At 59.5% G+C, this 24,318-nt stretch carries 23 protein-coding genes and 1 pseudogene; 17 read left to right on the top strand and 7 right to left on the bottom strand.

Going from position 1 to position 24,318, the window contains the following annotated elements; all coding sequences use genetic code 11:
• Positions 1-160: 160 nt before the first annotated feature.
• The 11 genes from ACM530_RS23010 to ACM530_RS22960 are packed head-to-tail and all read left to right on the top strand — an operon-like array spanning position 161 to position 14,869.
• Positions 161-2,026 (top strand): 3-dehydroquinate synthase, encoded by a 1,866-nt coding sequence (locus tag ACM530_RS23010; protein WP_416363233.1) that lies wholly within the window; start codon positions 161-163, stop codon positions 2,024-2,026.
• A gap of 5 nt (positions 2,027-2,031) precedes the next feature.
• Entirely contained in the window at positions 2,032-2,901 is an 870-nt protein-coding gene (locus tag ACM530_RS23005; protein ID WP_416365114.1) for a UbiA family prenyltransferase, read from the top strand.
• Positions 2,898-3,581, top strand: coding sequence for an EboA domain-containing protein (locus tag ACM530_RS23000; protein ID WP_416363232.1), 684 nt, complete (start codon positions 2,898-2,900; stop codon positions 3,579-3,581). Before ACM530_RS23005 ends, ACM530_RS23000 begins: the two co-directional genes overlap by 4 nt.
• A 40-nt stretch (positions 3,582-3,621) precedes the next feature.
• Positions 3,622-4,506, top strand: coding sequence for a TatD family hydrolase (locus ACM530_RS22995; RefSeq protein WP_145164796.1), 885 nt, complete (start codon positions 3,622-3,624; stop codon positions 4,504-4,506).
• Positions 4,503-5,717: a metabolite traffic protein EboE gene (eboE, locus tag ACM530_RS22990; protein WP_416363231.1), complete on the top strand. Its 1,215-nt coding sequence runs from the start codon at positions 4,503-4,505 to the stop codon at positions 5,715-5,717. Before ACM530_RS22995 ends, eboE begins: the two co-directional genes overlap by 4 nt.
• A complete protein-coding gene (locus tag ACM530_RS22985; protein WP_416363230.1) occupies positions 5,707-7,152 on the top strand; it encodes an alkaline phosphatase family protein in 1,446 nt (481 codons plus the stop codon). The genes eboE and ACM530_RS22985 overlap by 11 nt, the downstream gene beginning before the upstream one ends.
• On the top strand, positions 7,122-8,264 hold the full coding sequence (locus ACM530_RS22980) for a hypothetical protein (protein ID WP_416363229.1): 1,143 nt from the start codon (positions 7,122-7,124) through the stop codon (positions 8,262-8,264). The genes ACM530_RS22985 and ACM530_RS22980 overlap by 31 nt, the downstream gene beginning before the upstream one ends.
• A gap of 10 nt (positions 8,265-8,274) precedes the next feature.
• Complete coding sequence (locus ACM530_RS22975; RefSeq protein ID WP_416363228.1) at positions 8,275-10,638, top strand: hypothetical protein; 2,364 nt, start codon at positions 8,275-8,277, stop codon at positions 10,636-10,638.
• Positions 10,639-10,696: 58 nt separating this feature from the next.
• Positions 10,697-11,995, top strand: a complete 1,299-nt coding sequence (locus ACM530_RS22970; protein ID WP_369303001.1) for a hypothetical protein — start codon at positions 10,697-10,699, stop codon at positions 11,993-11,995.
• Positions 11,996-11,998: 3 nt separating this feature from the next.
• Complete coding sequence (locus ACM530_RS22965) at positions 11,999-13,807, top strand: hypothetical protein (RefSeq protein ID WP_416363227.1); 1,809 nt, start codon at positions 11,999-12,001, stop codon at positions 13,805-13,807.
• 12 nt (positions 13,808-13,819) lie between these two features.
• On the top strand, positions 13,820-14,869 hold the full coding sequence (locus ACM530_RS22960; RefSeq protein WP_416363226.1) for a hypothetical protein: 1,050 nt from the start codon (positions 13,820-13,822) through the stop codon (positions 14,867-14,869).
• A 2-nt stretch (positions 14,870-14,871) separates the two neighbouring features.
• On the opposite strand, the gene ACM530_RS22955 is transcribed toward ACM530_RS22960, so the two are convergent.
• Positions 14,872-15,168: a putative quinol monooxygenase gene (locus ACM530_RS22955; RefSeq protein ID WP_416363225.1), complete on the bottom strand. Its 297-nt coding sequence runs from the start codon at positions 15,166-15,168 to the stop codon at positions 14,872-14,874.
• A gap of 406 nt (positions 15,169-15,574) precedes the next feature.
• On the opposite strand from ACM530_RS22955, the gene ACM530_RS22950 reads away from it, so the two are divergent.
• Positions 15,575-15,709 (top strand): hypothetical protein, encoded by a 135-nt coding sequence (locus ACM530_RS22950; RefSeq protein WP_369303005.1) that lies wholly within the window; start codon positions 15,575-15,577, stop codon positions 15,707-15,709.
• A gap of 432 nt (positions 15,710-16,141) precedes the next feature.
• Here ACM530_RS22950 and ACM530_RS22945 read toward each other — a convergent pair whose 3' ends face one another.
• Complete coding sequence (locus tag ACM530_RS22945) at positions 16,142-16,339, bottom strand: hypothetical protein (protein WP_145164776.1); 198 nt, start codon at positions 16,337-16,339, stop codon at positions 16,142-16,144.
• Between the two features lie 351 nt (positions 16,340-16,690).
• On the opposite strand from ACM530_RS22945, the gene ACM530_RS22940 reads away from it, so the two are divergent.
• Positions 16,691-17,068, top strand: coding sequence for a DUF1090 family protein (locus ACM530_RS22940; RefSeq protein WP_416363224.1), 378 nt, complete (start codon positions 16,691-16,693; stop codon positions 17,066-17,068).
• A gap of 389 nt (positions 17,069-17,457) precedes the next feature.
• Here ACM530_RS22940 and ACM530_RS22935 read toward each other — a convergent pair whose 3' ends face one another.
• The gene (locus tag ACM530_RS22935) at positions 17,458-17,937 is read right to left on the bottom strand and encodes a hypothetical protein (protein WP_242198585.1); all 480 of its coding nucleotides are present in this window, start codon (positions 17,935-17,937) and stop codon (positions 17,458-17,460) included.
• Positions 17,938-18,622: 685 nt separating this feature from the next.
• Between ACM530_RS22935 and ACM530_RS22930 the strand changes: the two genes are divergently transcribed.
• A complete protein-coding gene (locus ACM530_RS22930) occupies positions 18,623-19,183 on the top strand; it encodes a fasciclin domain-containing protein (protein ID WP_369303007.1) in 561 nt (186 codons plus the stop codon).
• A gap of 144 nt (positions 19,184-19,327) precedes the next feature.
• On the opposite strand, the gene ACM530_RS22925 is transcribed toward ACM530_RS22930, so the two are convergent.
• Both ACM530_RS22925 and ACM530_RS22920 read right to left on the bottom strand, forming a co-directional pair.
• Positions 19,328-20,347 (bottom strand): alpha/beta hydrolase, encoded by a 1,020-nt coding sequence (locus ACM530_RS22925; protein ID WP_416363223.1) that lies wholly within the window; start codon positions 20,345-20,347, stop codon positions 19,328-19,330.
• A gap of 336 nt (positions 20,348-20,683) precedes the next feature.
• Positions 20,684-21,166: a DUF2846 domain-containing protein gene (locus tag ACM530_RS22920; protein WP_416363222.1), complete on the bottom strand. Its 483-nt coding sequence runs from the start codon at positions 21,164-21,166 to the stop codon at positions 20,684-20,686.
• A 296-nt stretch (positions 21,167-21,462) separates the two neighbouring features.
• Here ACM530_RS22920 and ACM530_RS22915 point away from each other — a divergent pair.
• From ACM530_RS22915 to ACM530_RS22905, 3 genes and pseudogenes are all read left to right on the top strand, one after another.
• Positions 21,463-21,549: pseudogene (locus ACM530_RS22915) on the top strand (integrase); the annotation flags it as partial.
• Positions 21,550-22,104: 555 nt separating this feature from the next.
• On the top strand, positions 22,105-22,266 hold the full coding sequence (locus ACM530_RS22910; protein WP_218570666.1) for an L-serine ammonia-lyase, iron-sulfur-dependent, subunit alpha: 162 nt from the start codon (positions 22,105-22,107) through the stop codon (positions 22,264-22,266).
• An 88-nt stretch (positions 22,267-22,354) separates the two neighbouring features.
• Entirely contained in the window at positions 22,355-22,564 is a 210-nt protein-coding gene (locus tag ACM530_RS22905; protein ID WP_145163928.1) for a hypothetical protein, read from the top strand.
• Positions 22,565-22,589: 25 nt separating this feature from the next.
• Here ACM530_RS22905 and umuC read toward each other — a convergent pair whose 3' ends face one another.
• A complete protein-coding gene (umuC, locus tag ACM530_RS22900) occupies positions 22,590-23,867 on the bottom strand; it encodes a translesion error-prone DNA polymerase V subunit UmuC (protein ID WP_242198592.1) in 1,278 nt (425 codons plus the stop codon).
• Positions 23,860-24,285 carry a LexA family protein gene (locus ACM530_RS22895; protein WP_242198595.1) on the bottom strand — a complete coding sequence of 142 codons (426 nt, stop codon included), beginning with the start codon at positions 24,283-24,285 and terminating at the stop codon, positions 23,860-23,862. The genes umuC and ACM530_RS22895 overlap by 8 nt, the downstream gene beginning before the upstream one ends.
• Positions 24,286-24,318 lie beyond the last annotated feature (33 nt).

Genomic DNA, 24,318 nt, shown 5'->3' with positions numbered 1-24,318 from the left:
ACTTGCAAAAAAACCACAACCGGCTACGTTCATGAATACCGTGAAAGCCATCAGCCATTACGCACACAACCAGCCCGACGGGCGAGGAACTCTATTGCTCTGAAAACAGCGCTTAATACTGACACGGAACTTAGTCTTAACTCTCAAAAGGGATGCTTTGATGAAGCGCAGCCGGTGGTACCGTGCGTTCTCGAAAAAGGGGCCAGCCGAACATTTTTGGCTGTCGTTGATAGGCTTTGCTGTGCTGGTGATCGCCAGCTTCCTGTTGTTTGAACAACAGATCCAGGACTTCCTGATTCACCTCAACCTGTACCAACCTTCGACGCCTGCCCAGGCATTCAACCTGGCACTGCTGCTGCTCGCCCTGCTCGCCCTCGATGTGGTGTTGCCAGTGCCGTCAAGCCTGGTGGCGTTGCTGGCGGTGGCCATGCTCGGCAGCCTTGGCGGTTACCTGGTGATTTTCATTGGGCTGTGCCTGGGCGCCGGGTTGGGCTATGCGCTTGGCGCCGGCTATTTGCGCTTGCTGTCCGGCCGCCTTGGCTTGCCTCAGCGCCAGCCTGGGCAGTTGGCGTATCGGCTGGGCACGTTGTCGCTGATTTGCCTGCGCGGCGTGCCGGTGCTGGCGGAAACCTCGGTGGTGGCCGCCGGCATGCAACGCTACCCGCTGCGCGCATTCTTGCTGATCACCACCCTGGCCAATGCCGGACTGGCACTGGCTTACACCGCCATCGGCACGTTGCTGATCGAGCAGAACTCGCTGCTGGTCACCCTCCTCGCCAGCATGGTGTTGCCGCTGGCGTTTATGGCCGGTTACAGCCTGCTCAAACGCAAACCCGATGGGCAGCAGCCGCTGCGCGGACGGTTCGAGGTCAGTTACGACTACCCGGTGATGTTCACCGATCACGTGTTTGATCCGCTCAACCCGTGCCTGCACCGCGCGCTCGTCACCCAGCACGAGGCGCCGGTGACGGTGATGGTGTTCGCCGATGCGCAACTGCTGCACAGCGCGCCACAGTTGCTGGCGCAAATCGACGCCTATTTCGCCGCCCATGCAGACCTGCATTTGCAAACCGCCCCCATTGCCGTGCCGGCGGGTGAACTGAGCAAAACCTCACGCGTGCTGGAGCAGCTCTACACCGACATGCTGCAACACGGGCTGGACCGGCATTGCTACGTGCTGGCCCTGGGCGGCGGCGCGGTCCTGGATGCGGTGGGCTACGCCTGCGCCACCTTCCACCGTGGCATTCGCCTGATCCGTATCCCCAGCACGGTGCTGGCCCAGAACGACGCCGGCATCGGCGTGAAAAACGGCATCAATGCCTTCGGCCAGAAGAACCTGCTGGGTGCCTTCTACCCTGCCACGGCGGTGATCAACGACTTCCAACTGCTCACCAGCCTCACCCGCCGCGACCAGATCGCCGGGCTGGCCGAAGCGGTCAAGGTGGCGCTGATCAAGGACCAGGCGTTCTTCGCGTGGATGGAACAACACGCCGATGCCCTCGCCCGTTTTGATCACCCGGCCAGCCGCCATGCGATTCGCCGCTGCGCCGAGCTGCACCTGGCGCACATCACCGGCGCCGGCGACCCATTCGAACGCGGCAACGGCCGGCCGCTGGATTACGGCCACTGGGCCGCGCACAAATTGGAAAACCTCAGCCACCACCGGCTGCGCCATGGCGAAGCAGTCGCGGTGGGCATGGCGTTGGATGGGCTGTATGCGAATGCCTTGGGGCTGTTGAGCGATACCGACACTGAGCGTGTGATGAGCCTGCTGCGCAAACTGGGCTTCAACCTGTGCCCGCCGGAGCTTGCCTTGAAAGATGCGCAGGGTCGCTCGCCGCTGTTGCTGGGGCTTGAGGAGTTCCGCCAGCACCTGGGCGGGCAACTGTCGATCCCCATGCTCAACCGCATCGGCCAGTCGGTGGACCTGCATGAAATCGACAGCGCGACGATGGAGGTCGCGCTGCAACGGTTGTCGACCGCAAGCGAAGCAGCGCTGACGCTGGGCGAGGGTTACGCACAATGAGCCCGATGAAAACCTGGATGACCCTGGGCCGCGTCTCCAACCTGCCCACGGTATGGACCAACACCCTCGCTGCGGCCCTGCTCGCCAGCAGCGCCGGCGCCCTGGCACCGCCGTCGTCGCTGGTGTGGGGGTTGCTGCTGATCACGCTGTCGCTGCTGTACCTGGCCGGCATGCTGTTGAACGACTGGCTTGACGCCGACTGGGATCGGCAACACCACAACCCGCGTCCGATCCCCCTGGGCCTGGCCAGCCGGCAACAAGTCGGCCTGGCCACGGCGCTGCTGCTGATACTCGCCGCCGCAGCGGTACTGGGCCTGAGCCGCTTGATCGACAAGCCGCATTGGTTGCTTGGCAGCGTGGTGCTGTTGGTGGGCTGCATCGTCGGCTACAACCTGCTGCACAAGAAATACGCCCACAGCGTGTGGCTGATGGGCGCCTGTCGCTCGGCGCTGTACCTCACGGCAGCGGCCAGCCTGGCGGTGCCGCCGGAGCCGATCTGGCTGTGCGCGATGCTGCTCGGCGTGTACATCAGCGGCCTGACCTACCTGGCGCGCCAGGAGCATCGCAACCAGCTGATCAGCCGCTTGCCATTGCTGCTGATGCTCAGCCCACTGGCCCTGGCGTTCTACTCCAACACGCTGTGGTTCTGGCCGGTATTGCTGCTGTGGCTCGGCTGGTTGGGCTGGCATTACTGGAAACACCTGGCCAACCCGCAACAACGCCAGGTGCGTGTCTTTATCGGCGCTGGCCTGGCCGCCCTGCCGCTGTTCGACGCGCTGGTGCTGGCGGTGGCCAACCAACCGTTGGGCAGCCTGTTGTGTGTGCTGGTGTTTTTCCTGCTTCCCCACTTTCAGCGCTGGATCAAGCCGACATGAACATGCGCCAGGATGGCCTCGCCGCACACCTTCAAGCCCTGACCCAGCAACTGAACGCCGCCGAACTGGATTGGTGGCAGCAGGCGCAGGCGCAGCTTGCCCAGCAACCCAGCGCCACCCTGGCGGCGTTGTTGAGCGGCCAATGCAAGCGTCTGCTGCCCGCGCCGGCCGTCGAGTTGGCACGTGCACTGGTGGCGGCCAAGGCACTCGAACACACCCCGGCCACCGAGCAGGTGCCGTTGCTGCGTCAGCTGTTCCTGTGGGGTGACGACCAGGAAAAAATCGCCCTGCTGGGTGCGCTCGACTGGCTCGACAGCGACGGCCTTTGCGTGGAGCTCGCCCTGCAGGCCGGGCGCACCAGCAACCCGCAGGTATTTGCCGCCCTTGCCCTCGATACGGCTTACCCGTCACGCCATTACCCGGAGCGCGCCTTTCACCAGTTGGTACTCAAAGCGCTCGGCATGGGCCTCGACGTCGGGCTCTTGATGGGCCTCACGCAGCGCCAGGGCGTCACGCTCAACCAGCTGGCCCTTGACCTGCTCGATGAACAGCTCGCGGCCGAGCGAACCGTGTCCCCCGGGCTGCCCACCGTCATCGCCTTCGACCTGCTCAGCCCGGCGCAACACCAGCGCCTGCGAAGCCTGAACCTGCCGCCGCAATGGCGCGCCTGCCTGACCTGACACCGCACAACGCCGCCCCTGCCCTTGACGAGGATTCACCATGCTCAAGTACTTCGATCCGCATATTCATATGGTCAGCCGCACCACCGACGACTACCAGAACATGGCCGCCGCCGGCATCACCGGCGTGATCGAACCGGCGTTCTGGCAGGGCCAGGCGCGCACCAGTGTCGGCAGTTTTGTCGACTACTTTGACACGCTGCTGGGCTGGGAACGCTTTCGCGCGAGCATGTTTGGCATTCATCACTTCTGCACCATCGGCCTGAACCCCAAAGAAGCGAATGACCTGTCGATCGCCAATGAAGTGCTGCAGATTCTGCCGCGCTACCTGGTCAAGGACGGCGTGGTGGCAGTGGGCGAAATTGGCTACGACGACATCACCCCTGAAGAGGACCGTTTTCTCGCTGCGCAGCTGGAGCTGGCCAAGCAATTCAACCTGCCGGTGCTGGTGCACACGCCGCACCGCGACAAGATCGGCGGCACCAAACGCACCCTCGCGGTGATCCGTGAAGTAGGCATCGCCGAGCACCTGGTGATCATCGACCACCTCAACGAACTGACCTTGCCGCTGGTGCTCGACAGCGAGTGCTGGCGCGGCCATTCCATCTACCCCAACACCAAGATGTCGGAGCAGCGCATGGTCGCGCTGCTCAAGGAATACGGCACCGAAAAAATGGTGGTCAACAGCGCTGCAGACTGGGGCATCAGCGACCCACTCAAAGTGCCCAAGACCGGCCAGGCGATGTTGGCCGCAGGCTTCAGCGAAGCCCAGGTGGAGCAGGTGCTGTTCCATAACCCGGTGGATTTTTTTGCCCAAAGTGGCCAGCTCGACAAGGCGCTGGTGAGCACGCCGCTGCCCATCGACCAGCGCAAGCAATGGCAGGAAAACTCCGCCCTGCGCGGCCAGGAACCGGTGGTCAAATGAGTGCCGGCAGCGGCTGGACGGCCGCCCAACTCGGGTATTGCAGCAATGTGCACCCGACCCGCGACCTGGCCGGGTTACGTGCCTCGATCAAGCAGCACTTTGAAGGCGTGCGCAGTTTGCGCGGGCTGCGGCAACAGGACAGCGGCCTGTGGATTTGCGCTCATGCGGCGGCGCAGCTGCAACAGGAATCGGCGCGCGTGCCGTTCCTGGCATTGCTCAAGCACAGCGGCTTGCGCCTGACCTCGCTGAACGGTTTTCCCTATGGCGAATTTCATCAGGGCGCCGTCAAAGCCGACGTCTACCTGCCCAATTGGGCCGACCCACAACGCCTGGCCTACAGCCTGGACCTGGCGCGCATCCTCGCCGATGCCTTGCCAAACGACTGCCGCCACGGCGTGATTTCCACGGTACCGCTGGGCTATGCCGCCACCTGGACGCCGGCATTGCAGGCGCGCGCCGACGAGCATCTGAGCCAACTCACCGCCGCACTCGCCCACCTGCATTGGCAAACCGGCAAGAAAATCGTGTTCTGCCTGGAAATGGAACCGGACTGCGTGCTGGAAAACACCGAGCAGGCCATCGCGTTTTTCCAGCGCCGACACGCCATGGACCCCAACCATGCCTACTTGGCGTTGTGCTTCGATGTGTGCCACCAGGCGGTGATGTTCGAAGACTGCTACCAGTCGCTGGAACGGCTGCGCGCGGCCGGGGTGCCGGTGGGCAAGGTCCAGCTGTCCAACGCGATGATTTGCCGCTTGCCATCGGACGATGCCAGCCGGCGCGAACACGTGCTGAAGACCCTGAGCAGCTTCGCCGAACTCACCTACTTGCACCAGGTGAAAGCGCTCACGCCCCAGGGCCATCGAGTGGCCTGGCCAGACCTGCCTGCCGCCCTGAATGACTGCACCGGGTTCGACGAACTGCGCATCCACTTCCACATCCCGCTGTTCAGCGACCACCTGTTGTTGCCCGAACTCAGCGGCAGCCAGGTTGCCCTGGCGCAGACCTTCGATTACCTGGCGGCGCATACCGATTTTCGCCCGGTGCTGGAGGTGGAAACCTACAGCTGGGGCGTGCTGCCCGTTGAATTGCGGCCCGCTACCGAGGCCGCTCAACTGGCCGGCATCGCCGCCGAACTGCGCTGGGTCGAAGAGCAACTGCGCCAGCGCAATCTGTTGCATGTGCGGGAGGCGTACGCCGATGCCCTCTGAACAACCGCTGCTGCTGATCAATGTGGTCGGGCTGACGCCCTCGCTGCTGGGCGAAGCGACGCCGCACATCAACACCCTGCTCAAGACCGCCAAGATAGCCAACCTGCAACCGGTGTTCCCCGCCGTGACCTCGACGGTGCAGGCCTCGATCCTCACCGGCGCACCGCCGTCGCAGCACGGGATTGTCGGCAATGGCTGGTACTTTCGCGATCAGGCCGAGGTGCGTTTCTGGCTGCAACCCAACGCGCTGATCCAGGGCGAAAAGGTCTGGCACACGCTCAAGCGCGAGCTGCCGGGCTTTCGCTGCAGCCAGTTGTTCTGGTGGTACAACATGTACGCCGACGTAGACGCCGCCATCACCCCGCGCCCGCATTACCCGGCCGATGGGCGCAAACAGTTCGGCCTGTATTCGTCACCGCCCGGGCTGCATGAGCAGATCGAGGCGCAGATTGGCGAGTTCCCTTTCCATGGCTTCTGGGGGCCGGCGGCGGGCATTGCATCAAGCCGCTGGATCGTCGATTGCGCGATGGCCGAGTTCCAGATCAATCGCCCTCACCTGCAATTGATCTACTTGCCTCACCTCGACTACAGCTTGCAGCGCGTGGGGCCTGAGCACCCCTCGATTGCCGATGAAGTGCGCGCCATCGACGCCGAGGTGGGGCGCCTGCTGGCCTTCGCCGAGGCGCAGGGGGCGGCGGTGATGGTGCTGTCGGAGTACGGCATCGAAGCGGTCGAGCAGTCGGTGTCGATCAACCGCGTGCTGCGCGCCGAAGGCCTGTTGCAGGTGCGCCAATCCTTGAGCTGGGAATTGCTCGACCCGGGCGCCAGTGCGGCGTTTGCGGTGGCCGATCATCAGGTTGCGCACATCTACGTGAAGCAGGCACAGGACATTGCGCGGATCAAAGCCTTGCTGCAGCGCCAGCCCGGTATCGAGCAGGTGCTCGATAAAGCCGAGCAACGCACCTGGCAGCTCGATCACTCGCGCAGCGGCGAGCTGGTGGCCGTGGCCGCCGCGGGTTACTGGTTCGATTACTACTACTGGCTGGATGAGCGCAAGGCGCCGGACTTTGCGCGCACCGTGGACATCCACCGCAAGCCTGGCTACGACCCGGTCGAGCTGTTCATCGACCCGGCAATTCGCTTCCCCAAACTGAAAATGGCGCGCCGCCTGCTGCAAAAAAAGCTCGGCTTTCGCTACTACATGGACTTGATCGCGCTGGACACCACGCTGGTGCGTGGCAGCCACGGCCGCCTGCCCAGCAGCGCACAGACCGGCCCATTGCTGATCACCAATTGCGACCTGGCGTTACCGCAGCAGCTTGCGGCGACGGCAGTCAAGCAACTGCTCCTGGAACATTTCCTGGGGCGCCCACACCTCGAACTGGCCAATGCCAAGGAGCTTCCATGCGGCGAGCCTTATCTATCACTGTCCTGAGTGCACTGGCCGGATTGGCCCAGGCCCAAGGCGCAAGCACGGCCTTCGACTGCACGAATTTTCTGCAGTTTGGCGGCAACCTCGACAAGACGCGAGCCACCTTCACCCAGAGCCCCGAGACCCTGGCCTGGAACTGGTTTGTCTGCCTCAACCAACCGGCTGCGGCACAAAGCCCTGATCGGGCCTGGGAAACCATGAAGCCTTCAGACCAGGTTTACCTGGCCAATGGCACGCAACCCCTGCCCTACGCCCAGCGCACACCCGTGCCCGCCGCGGTGCTGACGCAAGCCCAGGCGATGGGCATGAACGTCAATCGTCTGTTTCACAACCTCAACGCCACGCAACAGGTGGACGGGCTGATCCTGGAAATGGGCGGCCAGGTGCCGCAAGCCCAGAAAGGCCAGGCGGTGCGGTTTCAGCTGCTGATGGGCCCGGACACCTTCAACTACATCGTGCAACAGAAGGTTTACAACGTGAATGGCCAGGCCGCCTTGACCAGCGACCTCAACTTTCCCTCCACGGCCTGGGAACTGAAGGCCGCCTGGCTGTGGATCGGCAACAACCCGACCTACCAGCAGCAACTGACCAACGATGGCTACTACATCGCCCAGACCTACTACCAGCAAGGCAGTGAGTACGTGGTCGGCTATGCCGCGTTGAGCGGCTTGCATGTGATCAACAAGTTGAACCCCGACTGGGTGTGGACCACCTTCGAAAACCGCAACAACAGCAAGTACACCGTGACCAACGCGATCCCGCCCACGCCGATGACCAACAGCACCGGGCCGACCCCGGCGGCGCAACCGGTCAATACAAGTTTTCAGGCAAGCAACCCGACGCTGGCGCAATACGAGTTGATCGGCGTGCAATCCAATACCACGCCCACGCTGCTCGCCAACTCCCAATTGGAATCGGCGTTCCAGAACCAGTCGTCGTGTTTCGCCTGCCACGGCACCGCCGCGTATTCGCCGACCAAGGGCTACTTCAATTTCGCCCTCAAACAAGACGGCGGCATCGTTTACCCAACCGCCGCACTGCCGGCTTCCGACTTTGTCGGGTATCACAAACTGGACTTTGTCTGGTCGCTCAAACGCGCCCAGTGGCAACGCTAAGGAGCCTCACATGAGCGTATTGAATTTCCCGCGTATCTACCTGGGCGGCCATATGTTCTGGAACCCGCCGACCGCCAACAACAACGACATGTACCCGCTCTACGATGCGGTCAAAATGCAGATGAACTGGCGGTTCCTGGAAGCCTTCAAGATCACGCCGCTGAACGCTGCCAGCCAACTGCTGCCGTGGACCATCGCGCCACTGGCGCCAGCCGCCGTACCGGACTACGTGATGCAGGTGCCGGGCAATGCCGGGCAGTTGGCATCCCCCATGATTCCCGGCGAGTGGAACCTGTTCGGCGATAACGCCTGCGGCACCGTGAGCTACAACCAGACCCAGTCGGTGATCACCGGCGGCGAATTACCCGACGGTGGTTACGTCAGCCAGGACCCGCTGATCAATCAAAGTTATCAGCTGCTCGGCAATCCGTTTGGCGGCGCGCCGACGTCGCCGGCGCGTTTTGTCGACGTGAGCCCGTGGCAGAACACTTTCACCGCGCTGTACTTCGACAAGCTGGTGCTGGGCAATGCGCAATGCGGCCTGACGCTCAACCGCGAGCATCGCATGCTCGACCGTTTCCTCAATTTCAACTGGGCCAACCTCGGCGGCCTGGCGTACGTGACCACCACCTGGCAGACCTGCTTTGCGAAAGAAAACCTGGAGTGGGTGATCGGCAACTCGGCCTTGCTGCAAAACCTGCAGGCGCAGATGGCGCAACAACAGGCCAAGGGGCTGATGTTCCGCTTTACCACCTACCTGACCTGCTACGACAAGAACGGCGTCTTCAACAACTACCCACCCATCAACACCCACAGCGCCACGCCCGAAGCCCAGGCCAAGGTACAGGCCATGTATCAACAGGCGCTGGATAACGTCGGGGATATTTTCTTCAACCCGGCCTATAGCCGTACCGTCGGCAGCCTGGGGTTGTGGTTTGAGGATGAATTTCCCACCGCGCCGGCAGGCAGGCGCCTGGTGCCGGCCGCCAAGGTGGCGATCTACAAAACCTCACCGGGCACCACCAGCCAGGTTCAACTGGGCGTGATCTCGGCCCAGGCCCATGGCAATACCTTGTCGCTGGACCTGGGCAACGCCTTTCCGTTCTACCCCATCGACAGCAAAGCCGACATTCCGGTCGCGGCCAAGTACCAGGCCGGCAACTACCAGATCGGTATCCGCCAAGGCACGCAATTCAGCCCATTGGCCAGCTTTGGCTATGACGATTACCAGCAATTGGCGTTCGACAAGCGCGCCGGCATCCTCGACCTGCCGCTCACCGTCGAGGCCCAGGCTCAGCTGCAATCCGGCACGCTGGAACTGCAACAGCAAGGCACCACGCCGGTCATCGCCGCGACCCAGCAATTGTGGACCGCCGAGGTGGTAGAGAGCGCCAGCTTTATCGACGTGGGCGACACCAAGACGTTGCAGGTGATGGTGCAATACGACGGCCAGCCCGCACCGGCCGGCACCACGTTGTGGGTGGCCGAATACGGTAATGCCTACATGCTGTGCACCACCGATTACTACCTGGCGTTCAGTAACGCAGCGGACTTTTCGCTGTTCAACAACGACCCGCAGAACCCGGCCAACAACAGCCCCTGCCTGCCGCAATTCGTCGGTGCGAAGACCTTGGCCGGCCAGATCACTGAAGGCACGGGCCGCCAGCTCATGGCAACCCGGCTGGCGGTGCCCGCCGATCAAACCGTGCCGGTGACCTACCAGCAATTCCTGCCGACGCCCGCCGCTGTCGCCCTAAGCCCGACGCTGACGTTCGCCAACCCGATCACCCTGCAACGCACGTTGCAAGACCCGCTGAACAGCCCGGTGCAATTTAGCCTGACCAAGATCCAGACCGACGCCAATGGCATCGCCAACCTGACGGTCACGGCCCAGGCGCCGGGCTTTCCGACCTTGCGTTTCTTTGTCCAGGACGGCCAGCAGGAACCGGAGATTCCTTTCAGCTTTCCGCTCAACCAGGCCTTTACCGATTTTCTCGCGCCGCTGCGTGTGCTGCCGCTGGAACCGCAGATGCAGCAGGATTTCGTCAACGCGTGGAACCTGATTTATCAGCGTGAAAATGCCGGCCAACTGATCTGGGAGACCTTCATCTACCCGTTCATCCTGCAGCCGTTCTATTACCTCTACCCGATCATGAGCAAGTACATGCCGCTCAATAACCTGACGCGCATCGAGGGCGCCGTCGACCAACTGATCGTGTTGATCAGCAAGGCCTATCAGGAGGAAAGCACGCTGGCGATGCCCATCACGCGGGACATGCCGCAAAGCCGTCGCGCCGTGCTGGAACTGTGGGCGCAGGCGTTGGTGAAGCGTAACTATCCGCCCGTCCCGCTGAGCATGAACGACTACGCGTAAGCCACGCACAGGACCACCGGGTGACGCCCCTGTCACCCGGTTTTCAAAGGAGTGTGTTATGAACGCCAGCCTCTTGAGCCGACTGTTGCTATTGCTGATGCTGCTCAGCCCCGGCGCCTTTGCCAGGGACGACAGCGGCAAGCCCTCGGCATTGGCCACGCAACTCAATTGCCAGCCGCCCACGAGCGCGCCCGCGGCCACTGCCAGCCAGGACCAGTTCGATCAATACAGCTGGCAGCTTTTTGTTGCCTTGAACTGGCCGGCACAGGACGGGCAGCGCGGCGCGCCCAACTGCAGCAAACAACCCGGCGACCCCGGCTACACCGTGTGGCAGACCTACAAGACCGTCAGCGAAATTTTCCTGCCGGGGGCCGCCAACCCCGGGCCGTGGAATAGCCCGCTGACCGCCAGAAGCCTGGGCATCATCAACATCGCAGCGCTGAAAAACAGCTCACTGGTCAACTCCATCGACCAGGCGGTGGGCGGCTGGTTGATCGATCAGGCAGGCAACCCGACCTACTACGATATTTCGGCCAACCAGGCGTCCTACAACTACATCGTCGGCAATAACTTCTACAACGCGAATGTGGTGTCCAGGGCCAATACCATCAACTTCCCCAATGGCGTGATCGAGGTCAAATCCAGCTGGCGCGTGCTCACCGCCCGTGACAATGCCAGCCATTACCTCACGCAGTTTGCCCGCGTGGCGCGGTTCAACAGCCAGGGGCAACGCATTGGCGTCGGCGAGGCGTACCTGGGCCTGGTGGGCTTGCACATCATCACCAAGGTCAACGGGTACCCGCAGTGGATCTGGTCCACCTTCGAGCAGGTCGAGAACGTGCCGCCCAAAGCCAAAGTCAACGGTCAATGGGTCGATCAACCGGCGCCCGGCACGGCCTATTCCTACTTCAATGCGGCCGCGCCCGCCGCCGCGCTGAATCAGTCACCCTGCAATTGGCAAACACAAGGCGCCCAGCTGGTCTGCGTGCCCAAGCCCGGCACCACGTTCCAGACGCCCAACCCGCTGAACCGCGTGACGCCCATTGCGGATGTGACGAGCTGGGTCAACAACAATTACCGCAACGATCCAGGCCTGCAACGCAGCGTGTTGAAGTACTACCAGTTGATCACCACCCAACGCCCGCTGATGCCGAACAACCCAGGCAACCCACTGGGCCAGCCGACCCCGGCGCTGTCGGCCAACGTGACCATGGAAAGCTATATCCAGCCCACCAGCAGTTGCATGAACTGCCATTCGATGGCGACACCGGTGAAGAGCCCGTTCAAGTCCGACTTCTCCTACCTGTTCAAATTTGCCAACAGCCCCATCACCCCACACGCCACGGGCAAGGAATAGACCATGAGCATCCTCAACGGACCACGACTGAATTTCTGGGGCGGCATCCGCACGGACGTGAGCTTGCCGAACAACTCGCCGACCATTCCTTTTAATGGCAACAAGCAATGGCCGCTCTTCGATCTGACCACGTCGACCCTGGCACCCGGCGCGCAGTCTTACACCGATGACCAGTTGAACAGCATGATCAACGCGCCCGACGGTAACTACTACACCGCCGGCGGCTGGAACCACTACGGCCAGCACGTGGTGGACATGCAGAACGCCTTGATCAGTTCCCAAGGCAGCCCCGGCAATATCAGCACCACGGGTGACCAGGTCGGTCAGCCGGTGTACCTGCTCGGTTCGGTGGACCCGGTGAGCGGCCAGGCACCGGTGTCCGGGCCGATGATGGTGGATCTGGACCCCAGCGCCTCGACCACCACGCAGATTTTTGTCGGCGGCCTGCAAATCGGCAGCAACGACAATATCCAGCTGCTGATTCGCTGCAATGCGGTGTGCAGCAGTTTCGACGTGACCGGGCGCGTGCTCGAGCCGGCAAAGATGGACGCTCCGGGTTCGTTCCACGCCAGCGGCACGTTCCAGCTGACGTTCCCGCTGAACAGTATCGTCAGCTGGAACCCGAACAGCAGCGGCCTCAAGGCGATCATCCAGGCGCCGGGCGCGACGGGCATCGTCCTGCGTTTCGTGATGTTCGAGATGTGCCCGCAGATGACCACCGCGCAGCTCGATGCCGATTATGCTGCCGGTAAATACACGCCCAACCCGAGCATTGGCCGGGTCATCGGTACGCTGGCCCCGGCGTTTGCCGGCGAGCCGCTGAGCTGCCAGCCGGGGCGGCAATTGGTCAACGCGGCCACGAACAACGCCGCCTATGCGGCGCTGGGCAATAACGGGCTGTTGAGCCTGGACATGGTCAACGTGATTCCCAAGCAAACCTTCCGCGCGGTACGGGACGACATCACCAGCCCGATCGGGCCGAATGCGAATTATGGGCCGGTGACCATTTCGGCCGGTGCCGCGCCGCTGATCACCCTCAACCCGACTGCCAGCCCGCTGGTCAATTACTACGTGTATGGCGGCATCGTCGATGTGGCGCTGACCACCAGCCAGCAGCAGGCCGTCAGGACCACGCCGTTGGCGATCAACGCCCCTGGCCAGGTGGCCGGGACTCAGTTGCAGGCGACCGAGTCGACCTATCGGGTGTATGCGGATCAGCGCAACGTGTACCTGGAGGATTACCCCAACGGCCTGACGATCACCTTGCAGGTTCGCTACCTGGGCGGGCCGGTGCCCGGCGCCACCAAAGTCAGCCTCGCAGCGAGTGCGCCGGGCGTCTACGAGCAGAAGCAATACACGGACTTTCTCAACTTTCCGACCTCGCTGACGGTGAATGCTGGCCAACAGACGGTGAGTTTTCCCGTTACGCTCAAAACCGGCAGCGCCGCCCAGGCGGGCTTCGTGGCCCTGACCTACACGGCCAATGGCGTGGACAACGGCGCCTTTTTCACCAACTTCCGAAAATACGCTCAGACCGACTTTGGCATCGCCAGGGGCAGCGTCATTACCTGGCAACAGGTGTACCCGAATGTGCTGCGCTTTCACTACCTGGCCTTCCCCGCCATGTCGCGCTACGTGCCGTTGAACCAGCCTGACGCGATCATGGGCGCGAAGAACGCGATCCTTGCGCGCACCTCGGACGCCTACAAAGGCACCACGCTGTTCATGCCGGTGGTGCGCTCGATGTCCCCCGCCCAGCGCGCACTGCTGCGGGCCTATCTCACCGGCAGCCCGTGGCAGCCACCGCAATAGGAAGCGAACGCTATGACACTTCATATTCCCGCACAGCCCATCGAAGCCCTGCGCCCGAGCAGCGTTATCGCCGAAGGCCTGCTCAACCCGCGTGGCATGTGCCTGCAAGCCGATGGCAGCCTATGGCTGGCCGAAGCCGGCTCAGGCGTGGCGGACCAGCCGTTCAGCAGTCGCATCAGTCGGCTGCAGCCCGACCCACTGAGGCCTGGGGCCTATCTGCCCGGCGAAGTGCTCGCACAGGGTTTTCGCAGCATGAACCTGCAGGCGCGCATGCTACGCGATGAAATCATGGGCCTGTCCGACATCGCCTGTGGTGACGGACGTTGCCTGGCCAGCCAAACCGATTACGTCGGCGGTTCCAGACTGCTCGACCTGCAATACAGCCCGCCCGAGCCGGTGTTCCACAGCCGTGGCAACCTGAACGCGCTGTGCTACCACCCGACGCGACGCAGTTGGCTGGCGGTGAAACCGGATACCAATCAACTGGTGGAGTTCAGCCACGGCGAGCAAGAACGTGTGCTCGCGCAATTGCCCGTTCTGGATGAGGATCAGGAAGCTGTTCCTGTCACCCTGGTGTACGAGCCGCACACAGACGCCGTGTTGATCAGCCTGTTCTCCGGGGAATTGCACGGCGACCCCGCGCGCAAAGGCATCGACTTTGCCGACTACGCCGGGCAAGTGATTCGAGTGCACCCGGCCAGTGGGCAAATCGAAGTGGTGATTCGCGGCCTGCAACTGCCCACCGGGCTGGCGCTGTGCCCGCAAGGCAATCTGCTGGTGCTGGAGCTGTGCAGCCATCTGCAACAGCCCTTGCTGCCGGACTGGAACGGCGAGCCGCTGCACGGAGGCTTTACCCGCTTTACCGGGCGACTGTTGCGCTGTGACCTGCGCAACGCGACAGTTGAAGTGCTCGCGCGCGGGCTGGATACGCCGTCCAACCTGTGTGTGATGCAGGACGCGGTAGTGGTGAGCGAAGGCATGGGCTTGACGGGCCGACCGCTGCCGACACCCGACGGCACTGTGGCGCCGCTCAGTGGCAGGCTGCGGCGGGTGCAGCTATGAGGCTAGAGCGCATCCTCTAACAGCAGAACGGTCGCGGGGCCGGCGCGAAAAGACGGATTGTGCCTGGCTGCTTCAACCATATGAGCGGCCTCATGGTGGGCGGTCAGGGCGTCCTTCGAAGCCCACTTTTCGATCAAGACAAAACTGTCGGGGTTGCCGACCACGGGGTGCAAATCGTACTGCAGACAGCCCTGCTCAGCCCTGACCAATGGGGCCAGTTTGGCGAACGCTGCACGTTGCTCGGCGCCCTTGCCGGGCTGCGTATTGATAATGACGACAAGCCGCACTTCATCTGACATGCAAACACCACCGCAAAGTTTGGTTAAGGAAGCCGCACAGTACGTGAGCACGCCGCCAAGGTGCAAAAAAGCCTAACCGAGGAGCGCATTTCACACGGTTTTCACAGTCGGGCGCATAGGCTCAACTCAGCTCCTAAGTGAACACCTTTAAGCCCGCGCCCCCATCGTGGGCTTTTCTTTGTCTGCGATTCTCATTGGATACTCGCCTTATCGTCGTACCACAGCACTGGCTGCGCGGTTTTTTTGCTCCATTTAACCTGTTTACTGAACTGGATGAATGAGCGATGACGCTGAACCAATCGCCACCCAGCGCAAGAGGTTAAGCACGCGCATAGATAATTTGAATTAGTCAGTTGCCCGCCCGGTCAAGAACTATGAACGCAGTAAATCTGACGAGGTAACAGCAATGACTATCCAAGCAGAGACACTCGTAGCATTGACCGAAGCGCTTCAGGAGCGCGGCCTGAATCTGGTTTCAGATGTGCACTTCACCCGCGCGCCGTATCGGCAGAACCACCGCTGGATTTGCACCGTCGCGTAACGCTGCATTTTGCCGGCGGTCAGGCTTAATGGCCGACCGCTGGCACCGCGTTGATCACCCTAGTTCGAGCGGCTTTCGTTACGATTTTGTTGTTTTTTAACGCCCTTCCCGGTTTTTCGCTCGTATTGGTGATGACAGAACCAGACGACCAGAAGCAGGCCAGCCAAGCCAAAAATGAACAGTAACAGCTCTAGTGCGGGACCTTCGTGTGAAAACATTTTTCGTTCCTCATCCTGAAGTCGTGCAAACCGAAATCGGTCGCACCCGAAATTATTCGTAACAATTCGAACATTTTCAGGTTAATCGCCAAAACCACGCCTGGCAACCCCGAGTCGGCTTAAAACCATTGATCTAGACGGGTTGCATGGGTGATCACGTTCTGCAGGCAATAAAAAACCCGGCGCAGTGGCCGGGTTCGCTGAAGTGAAATGATCAATTATCGGGGTGTTCACTCGCGACTGAATCAGCCGCGTCCACATCCGACATATCCTCTTCCAGCGGCGCGTCGTCGTCAGGCGGCAATGGGAGCGCGCCCTCATCTTGGCGCGGATCGTGGCCCGTTTCGTTGTCTGTGCCGCGCGTCACGGCTTGTTGGGAAAGGTTTCCTGGCGCCTTCTCGTTGATTTCCATGTTGACTCTCCGCTTTGGCGCACGGGAAATGCGCACTTAAGCTTGAGAGACGGCGCAGCATTCAGAGTGCAAAGCATTAGACGAATGGTGCCGATCAGCGCTCGGCATTCAGGCTTTCAGCTTTGGATGTTTACTACCGCACGCAGGTAGAGCCGCTTTAAACCTGGTGGGCCGCCAGCGATGGCGACGCACAACGTGAAACAACTCACATTTATGCAACGCCGATATTGAAGGTCAATAATTGACCAACCTATATTTCGTTCCACCCGAGCGCTCACCTCTATACGGATATTGTTCTGCGCCAGCTCGGGTCCCCACTTGAGCGCAGGCAATCAAACATTGAGGTTTGCCATGCGTCTTTCCAAACTCGCGCCAGCCGCCACCCTGCTCAGCCTGCTTACCCTGCCCACCCACGCTGCCGACCTAACCGCCCTGACGGGCGCCCTGTCGTCTGCCCTGGGCGGCGCCAGCAACAGCAACACCCTCAACACCACTAACGCCTCCTGCCAGCAACAGATCCGCGACCTGCAGGCAAACATAAATGCGGCCAATGCCAAGGGTGACACCTTGCGCGCGACGGCCTTCCAGGCAGCGTTGACGCAAACCAACAAAAGCTGCAGTAATTCCAACTACAACGCTCAGGCGCAGGTGGACACCCACCCTCAACGCCAACAAAACATGAACAAGGCCGCGGATGCGATCAATGCCATCGGTGGTTTGTTCAAGTAAAAAGAAATAATCGGAGGCTCCTGCGTCGAGCGTCTTTTATCCCAGAAATGCAGAAGCCCCGCTTTAACGGGGCTTTTGTGTGAGTCAAGCAAGAGCCTTTCTCATGCACTTTGAAACCGCAGCAATACTATTTTTGCAAATGGTGAAGGCTGTGGGTCGGTGTAAGCGGGACGCTTCTGAAGGACCGTCCGAGGCGGGATCGTAGGATTGCTGCGCTTAAGTGAGCAATATTACGCGTACCAGTAGGGCATTTTTGTCGTGCTGAATTCAGCTTTTCAATCGGCTGAAGACTTTTAGATCAAGCGCTGCGAGCCTCAACGCTCATGCTCGCGACTTCATTTGAACGGCTTCATTTGAAGTGGCTTCGAGGCTGGCAGCGAATGTTGGGGTTATTCGATTACAAGCAAGACCTTGGATTGGCATAGCAGAGAGGAGTTCTCTCCAGGGATCTCAATGGAGATGCTGTAGCCACCTGGTTCCAACGAAGACAAATCAGCATTGAAGGAGAAACCTGACTTCAAGAGCTTCTGATTGTTGAATGCCTTTGCCACGTCCGGCCGATCAATAACAGTATGATCCTTGAATGCGACAGGATCGCCCTTATAACCGTTCAGGCGAAGTTTGATTTCCTTCGAAGCACTTTGGTTCACGCTATCGAAAGCCCAGCCGTTGAATTGAACAACGCTGCGCGGAACGTAAATACTTGCACCGGTCTTTCCGGCGATGGTGTCAATGGCGCATTTATCAGATGGGTTATAAGTGGTTTTGGTAGCTGCCGCGTTTTCCTTGCTTCCTTCCTTTTCATTGCATCCAGTCATTGTCGCTGAAGTTATAGCGAGAAAGCTCAGTGCCGCAATCATCTTGTACATGTTTTTTCCTGAGGGGCGTCAATGTGTGTAGCGTTGATTTCTTCAATATATAAATGCTTGGCAGTGCAATCGGCGCAGCTCGAAAAATGCACGACTCATAAGCGGCACAGTCTTCGTCCTTGCTGCTAAAGACATCAACCTCAGCGGTGGGATTATGTAGCGGTTGGCAGCGCAGTACAAGAGTGCGGGAACGGCCTGACAGCAGTTCTCATGCCTTTTCATGGCGCAGTTGGATGGGCAGGTACTGGGTAAAAACGCATCTGTCGGGCACCACCTGCGTAGGGTGCGCAACGGGTCGACACGCTGCAGGCGCCCCTGCCCCCCGCCGGATTCGACCGGGTGAGCGCGCCAAACCCTATCGGCGAGCAGCGCTACAGAAAAGCCAACTACTGAGTGTGTTTTACGCCCAGCCAAGGTCCTTATAGAAACCTTGTTCCGCTCAGAAAAGTCGGTTTTGTAATCTCAAAACACGCGCTCCTGGCGAGGGTTGTACTACAGCGGAAAATATTCGTTCGGCATTCAAACCTTGAAGTCTTCGGCCATTAGCTGCCACGTCAGGAAGAAACTTGAGCGAACACGCGAGACGCTCACAAGAATATTGTATGAACGGGTGCATCCACTTTGATCGCTGGCGCGTAGATTCAATACCCTCACTCGGAGGGCATACGAGCCAAGGAGATACACCATGCACGCCTTTTACAAAAAAATTGCTGCAGCAGCCTGCTTCGCTATTCTCTCCGTAACTGCAACCGCAAGCTTCGCCGCCGACTCTGTGATGGTCGGAGGCGCAGCGATGTACCCCAGTAAAACCATCGTGGAAAACGCGGTCAATTCAAAGGACCACACAACGCTGGTTGCAGCAGTCAAGGCTGCCGGGTTGGTTGATACGCTTAATAGCAAAGGCCCATTCACCGTATTCGCGCCGACAAACGAAGCCTTTGCCAAGCTGCCCGCAGGCACCGTCGATACGCTGGTCAAGCCTGAACACAAAGCCGACCTGACTAAAATCCTGACCTACCATGTCGTACCCGGCACTCATACATCGGCACAACTTAAGGCCGACGCCAAAAAGAACGGCGGCACCGTTATGCTGAAAACAGTTCAAGGTGAGTCGCTGAATATCAAGCTGCACGACGGCAAGCTTTGGGTGATAGATGCCAAAGGCGGTAAGGCAAGTATCAGCATCGCAGACGTGATGCAGTCCAACGGCGTGATCCACGTTGTCGACTCGGTCTTGATGCCTTAAACGCTCTTCAAGCCCGGCAGACGCGCAGTTTGCCGGGTAGTGAGGCCTGTCAATAACCGGCCGGTGATCATGGCCGTGTTCACGAGCCATGCCGAAACGTTCACAAACCTTAGCCGGCGCACCGCAACGTCAATGTCTCGATATTCATCGTAAGTTTCTGCGTTGAAGCCAGGTACTGATTGCCTCAACAAGTTCGTTCTTGCACTCCACCGGCAACCAATGCCCGCCAGATAAGCTCGTCACAGTGAGGTCTGCGCAGGCCGCACGCATTGGCTCGCCCAGCTGATTACCCTTGATGGTATTCATCGGGTCGTAGTCGCCGTTCACAAACAGTACGGGCAGGGACAGGCTGCCGCCATTGGGCGCTCGATGGGCATAAGCGATGTTGGCATCGTCGTTCAAATACCACGCGCAGGGCGCGCGGAAACCATGCTCCTCAAAACTGCGCACCAGTGCTGCGAAGTCCGTCTGCGGCCAGAGCGCGGGGTCAGGCTGGGTGGGCGGGGCTCGGTGCGCTGCGCCAAACCGCCCTCCTTTGCTGGTGACTTGGGCGTTTGATGCGACTTTAGTGATGCTCGCAGGGTCGCCTCGTCGATAGATCGAAGCCAGTGATGCGGCTTTATCGGCATCAAGGTCGGCAACGGCGGACGCGAAGTGCGTGTTGTAATAGCGGTAGTAGTCCCATTGACCGTCTGGATACTCGTCTGCCGGATAGATTGTCCGGTCAACCAGCGGGACGAGCGTCGGCAGCGCGTTGGTGGTGGGGAAGTACGGGACCGAAATCAGCACAACGCCGCGGCTGCGTTGGGGCTGATGAGCGACCAATTCACCCGTCACAACGCTGCCCCAATCGTGGCCCACCCAAATGGCGGGCATTCCACCGAGATGGTCATGAAGCTCTGCCATGTCCGCCACGATGTTTTCAATGGTGTACGCGCGGGTGTCCGCCGGCACAGAAGAGCCACCATAGCCGCGCATGTCGGGTGCAACGCAGTGCCAGCCCTGGGCAGCGAACGCTTCCATCTGCGCGCGCCAGATCAGACCGAGCTCCGGCCAGCCGTGCAGGAACATCATCAATGGCCCCTCGGCAGGCCCCGACGCCACATAGTGCGTCGTATGACGGGGCGTGCTGAAGACGTGCGAAGTCAGTTTGGAAGTGGACACAGGATCTCCTGATGCTAACCGGCAGATACAAGCGAAGCGGCGGCGCCACGCTGCGTCGCCTGTACCCAGAATAACGCCTTTATGTCATCACGGCGCGGTGTTGCACTGGAGGCCGCCTGAAGCCCTTGGCATGGCTGCCCACGGATTTTAGGTGGACGCCATTGCCGTTATATCGCAATCCAGGCAGTGACCTCGCCAGACACTCACAAACTTTTCACAGTCGAGCGCCTATGGTTAACCCAAGCTCCTGGTGAACATCCCTTTAAGCCCGCTGATCCCCATCGCGGGCTTTTCTTTGCGCGCAATTTGGCTGTTGATATTGCGACCCGATTGGAACTAGATCGCCTCAACCTTCCTACATTCAGAAATCTCGGGCAACGCCTGGTCTGCAGAGATTTTATTAAGCTGCCAATGCAGCTTGACAGCGTTTGATTGGTTTACACGCACTCTGGCGCTGCTGGACGTGAGGCTGATGTACGAGGCATCTGAGCTTTTAACGTCGATGACAACGGCGGTGGTGCCGCCCTCAAGATCAGAATTCCCCAGGATTCCAGCTTTCCATTTCTGAGTGACCCTGTGCTCACCTGGTGTAACAGGTACGGCTATGTAACCACCGTTCTCCAGAGACGCTACGTGCTTGCCATCCAAAGAAATCAAGGCAGACATTAAGCCCATGTCGTAGTTACTGGGCCTGTAGACATAGATGACACCCTGTTGTGAATCCACGTTTTCAAGAGGTGTAAATGTTGGCCCGGTGATCGTGCAGGCGCTTAAGAGCCCCAACCAGACAAGTGCTGAGATCTTCCATACTCGATTCATAACTGCTCCATTCTGATCCAGCGCTTGAAGATCAACACTGCAAGACTGTCAATCAAACTTTTTGTGCTGATCTTGCACGTCCCCCACTCTCCCCCCAAATGTTAGCGGTAAGCCACAAATGGTAAGCGAGGGCTTTAGTTCCTGCCTAGAATCGCCATGCATTCGAAGATCGGTGACAGCCCGCTACGTCGTGATCGCCGCGCGTCGAACAGCCGAATGAGTGCGCTGATGCCGATGCGGCGGATGGGCCCAGCATTTGACTGCCGGGCCTGAAAGGTAAATTAAAGCAGTGCGACGCCAGCCACCTGCTCGGGCACACGGACAAGCGAATAACAGAGATGGTTTATCAGCGCGTCGGGCAGATCGTTAAGCCAACACGCTGACCGCAATTTGCAATGAGTTGCGGAAACCGCCTGAAATGATGCGAAAACGATCAGTAGCTAGGCTGCTTGATTCTCAAACCCCGGAAACGCAAAAGCCCCGCTTTCGCGAGGCTTTTGTGTAAATCTTGGCGGGAAACCAGGGATTCGAACCCTGGGAACGCTATTAACGTTCGCCGGTTTTCAAGACCGCTACGTATATAAAGACGGGCTGACGCCTTGAGGGCCTGCAGAGTTCCTTTTCTCGAAGCAATTGATAAGGCTTGAAGGCGCATTCCACCTGGGGTACTTTTTTAGTTTAGGAACTGCTTTTCTAAGCAAATTGCCCCATAAAAAACCCAGCTAGCACTCCAGACCACCCAGGTCAACAAAAACTTGACAGGCCGTTTTTTTATGAGATGATTTTATAGATTAGTGTTTTTAGCTAGTGTGTTTCTGAGTTCGAATCTCAGTGCCTTGCTGTTCCCCCTACTGTTTCTTAGTTTTTTGCGTTTCATCAGCGTTTTAGTGCAAAAAAAATCAGAACAGAGCTTTAAATCAACAAAAAAGGGGGTACTTATGAATAATAAATCTCAACGTCGTACAAAAAGCAATGTCATCACTTATGTTGCATGTTTTTTTGAGACAGTATGGGCAGCAATGGTATCGGTAATGGCGGCCAGCACGAGCGGTGTACAGGGTATCCTGTCACTAGCTAAGAACATTATTTCTCTTCGCTGATTCCTGCGCACCTTTAATTAGATGCTTCGGCCTCACTTCTCAAATACCTTCTGACTGGTACTCTTATTCCTTCTTAGGAGAACCAGACATGCCCAACTCAGACCTGCTCCCCTCTCTTCTGTCCAAGCTCTACGAAAACCAGCTGGCCCTTGAGGCTTCCATCATGGAGATATCGAACTGGATCGAGCAGCGTGGCTCCGCCGAGGTAGCCGAGAACGTGCGCGGAGCTCTGGACACCATTGATGACAACGAGAAGTTCATCAAGCTGACCCTGGCGGTCCTTATGTCGCCCGAGTGAAGTTGATCTGACGCTGAGCGCTTCACTACTTGCAAGCAACCGACCACAGCTGATCGAGCTTCGTAGTGTAGCTCTGGCTCATCATGTCCCGGCGCATCCCCCAGTCGGGGTTTGTCGGTACACTGGCCGATCGCAGCGTCCCCCTTCCCCACCTGTCATTGATCTGGTCCAGCACGGTCATCACTCTGGTGGCCTCGACTGGCTGAGACACCGCGAATAGATCGTCCGTGTATTCACCTGGCTGGCAAAGGTTGAGCAACATCACCTCGGCTTTACTGTACTTGAAGCCAGGTCGAAAAATCCGGTCAAGGGCGTCAACTGCAGCCTTTGTCAGCAGGCGCACGTCGTCAGTTGGATACGGCATATCCACCACTACCCCATTGGCATACTTGGCTTCTTCGGGGTTGAACATGCCTGTGCGGATGCAGACACGGACCTTTTTGCACAGCGAGTTTTGAGCTCGCAGCTTTTCAGAGGCGCGCATCATGTAGGTGGCCACCGCCTCCTTGATCGGCGGCAACTCGGTAAGGCGCTTTCCGAACATCCGGCTACAACAGATTTCCTGCTTGGGTGGGTCGGGCTCGTCCAGTTCCAGGCATGAGGTGCCGGCCAGTTCGCGGGCGGTCTTCTCGATGACCACGCTGAATTTTTTGCGAAGCGTCCAGGGGTCGGCCTTGGCCAGATCCATCGCTGTCTTGATGCCCATCGTGTCCAGGTGAAGCTTCATCTTCCGGCCGACACCCCACACCTCTGAGACGTCGGTGTTGCGCAATACCCAGTCACGCTTTACCGGGTCAGTGATATTCACTACACCGCCGGTCTGGGCCTGCAGGCGCTTCGCTGTGTGGTTGGCCAGCTTGGCCAGGGTCTTTGTGTGGGCGATTCCGACGCCCACCGGGATTCCGGTACACTGAAAGACCCGTGCGCGGATCTGGCGTCCGAGGACATCCAGGCTGGCAATACCGCTCAGGTCGGCGAAGGCCTCATCAATGCTGTAGATCTCGACGGCGGGCACCATGCTCTCGATCAGCGTCATGACCCGCTCACTCATGTCCCCGTACAGGGCATAATTTGATGAAAACGAGACAATGCCGTGCTGCTTGAGCTTGTGCTTGATCTGGAAATACGGCTCGCCCATCTTGATGAAAGGCTTCGCGTCGTAGCTTCGGGCGATGACACAGCCGTCGTTGTTGCTTAGCACCACGATTGGCACCTTTGCCAAGTCAGGGCGGAACACACGCTCGCAGCTTGCATAAAAGCTGTTGCAGTCAATCAGCGCAAAGACAGGTGTCTGTTCAGACATGGCTGCGTACGGTGCTGGTGATCACGCCCCAAATCGACAGCTCGTCGCCCTCCAGAATGTACCGCGCCGGGTATTTCGGGTTCTCCGACAGAAGGATCACCTCTCTCCCGCGCTTACACAGACGTTTGCAGATGGGTTCATTATTCAGCAGCGCCACCACTACATGCCCGTGTGCCGGCTCAATAGACCGGTCCACAACCGCCAGGTCACCCTCAAAAATTCCCGCGCCCTGCATGCTCTCGCCAGTGATGGCGATCAGATAGACGTGCGGCGCCCTGATATTTAAGACCTCATCCAATGAGATGTTCTGCTCAATATGGTCGGCCGCCGGCGATGGAAAGCCAGCTGGTACCCGAAAAGAGCAAAAGGGCAGCTTCGTGCCGCCCTCGGCGATAGGACCTAAAATTGCGAAGCTCATGATGCAGCCTTTTACATACACTGTACGAATGTA

This window comes from Pseudomonas sp. NFX183 (assembly GCF_047943075.1).
GTDB lineage: Bacteria > Pseudomonadota > Gammaproteobacteria > Pseudomonadales > Pseudomonadaceae > Aquipseudomonas.
Note: the sequence above shows the minus strand (reverse complement) of the source record. Positions and strands in the feature narration are given on the sequence as shown.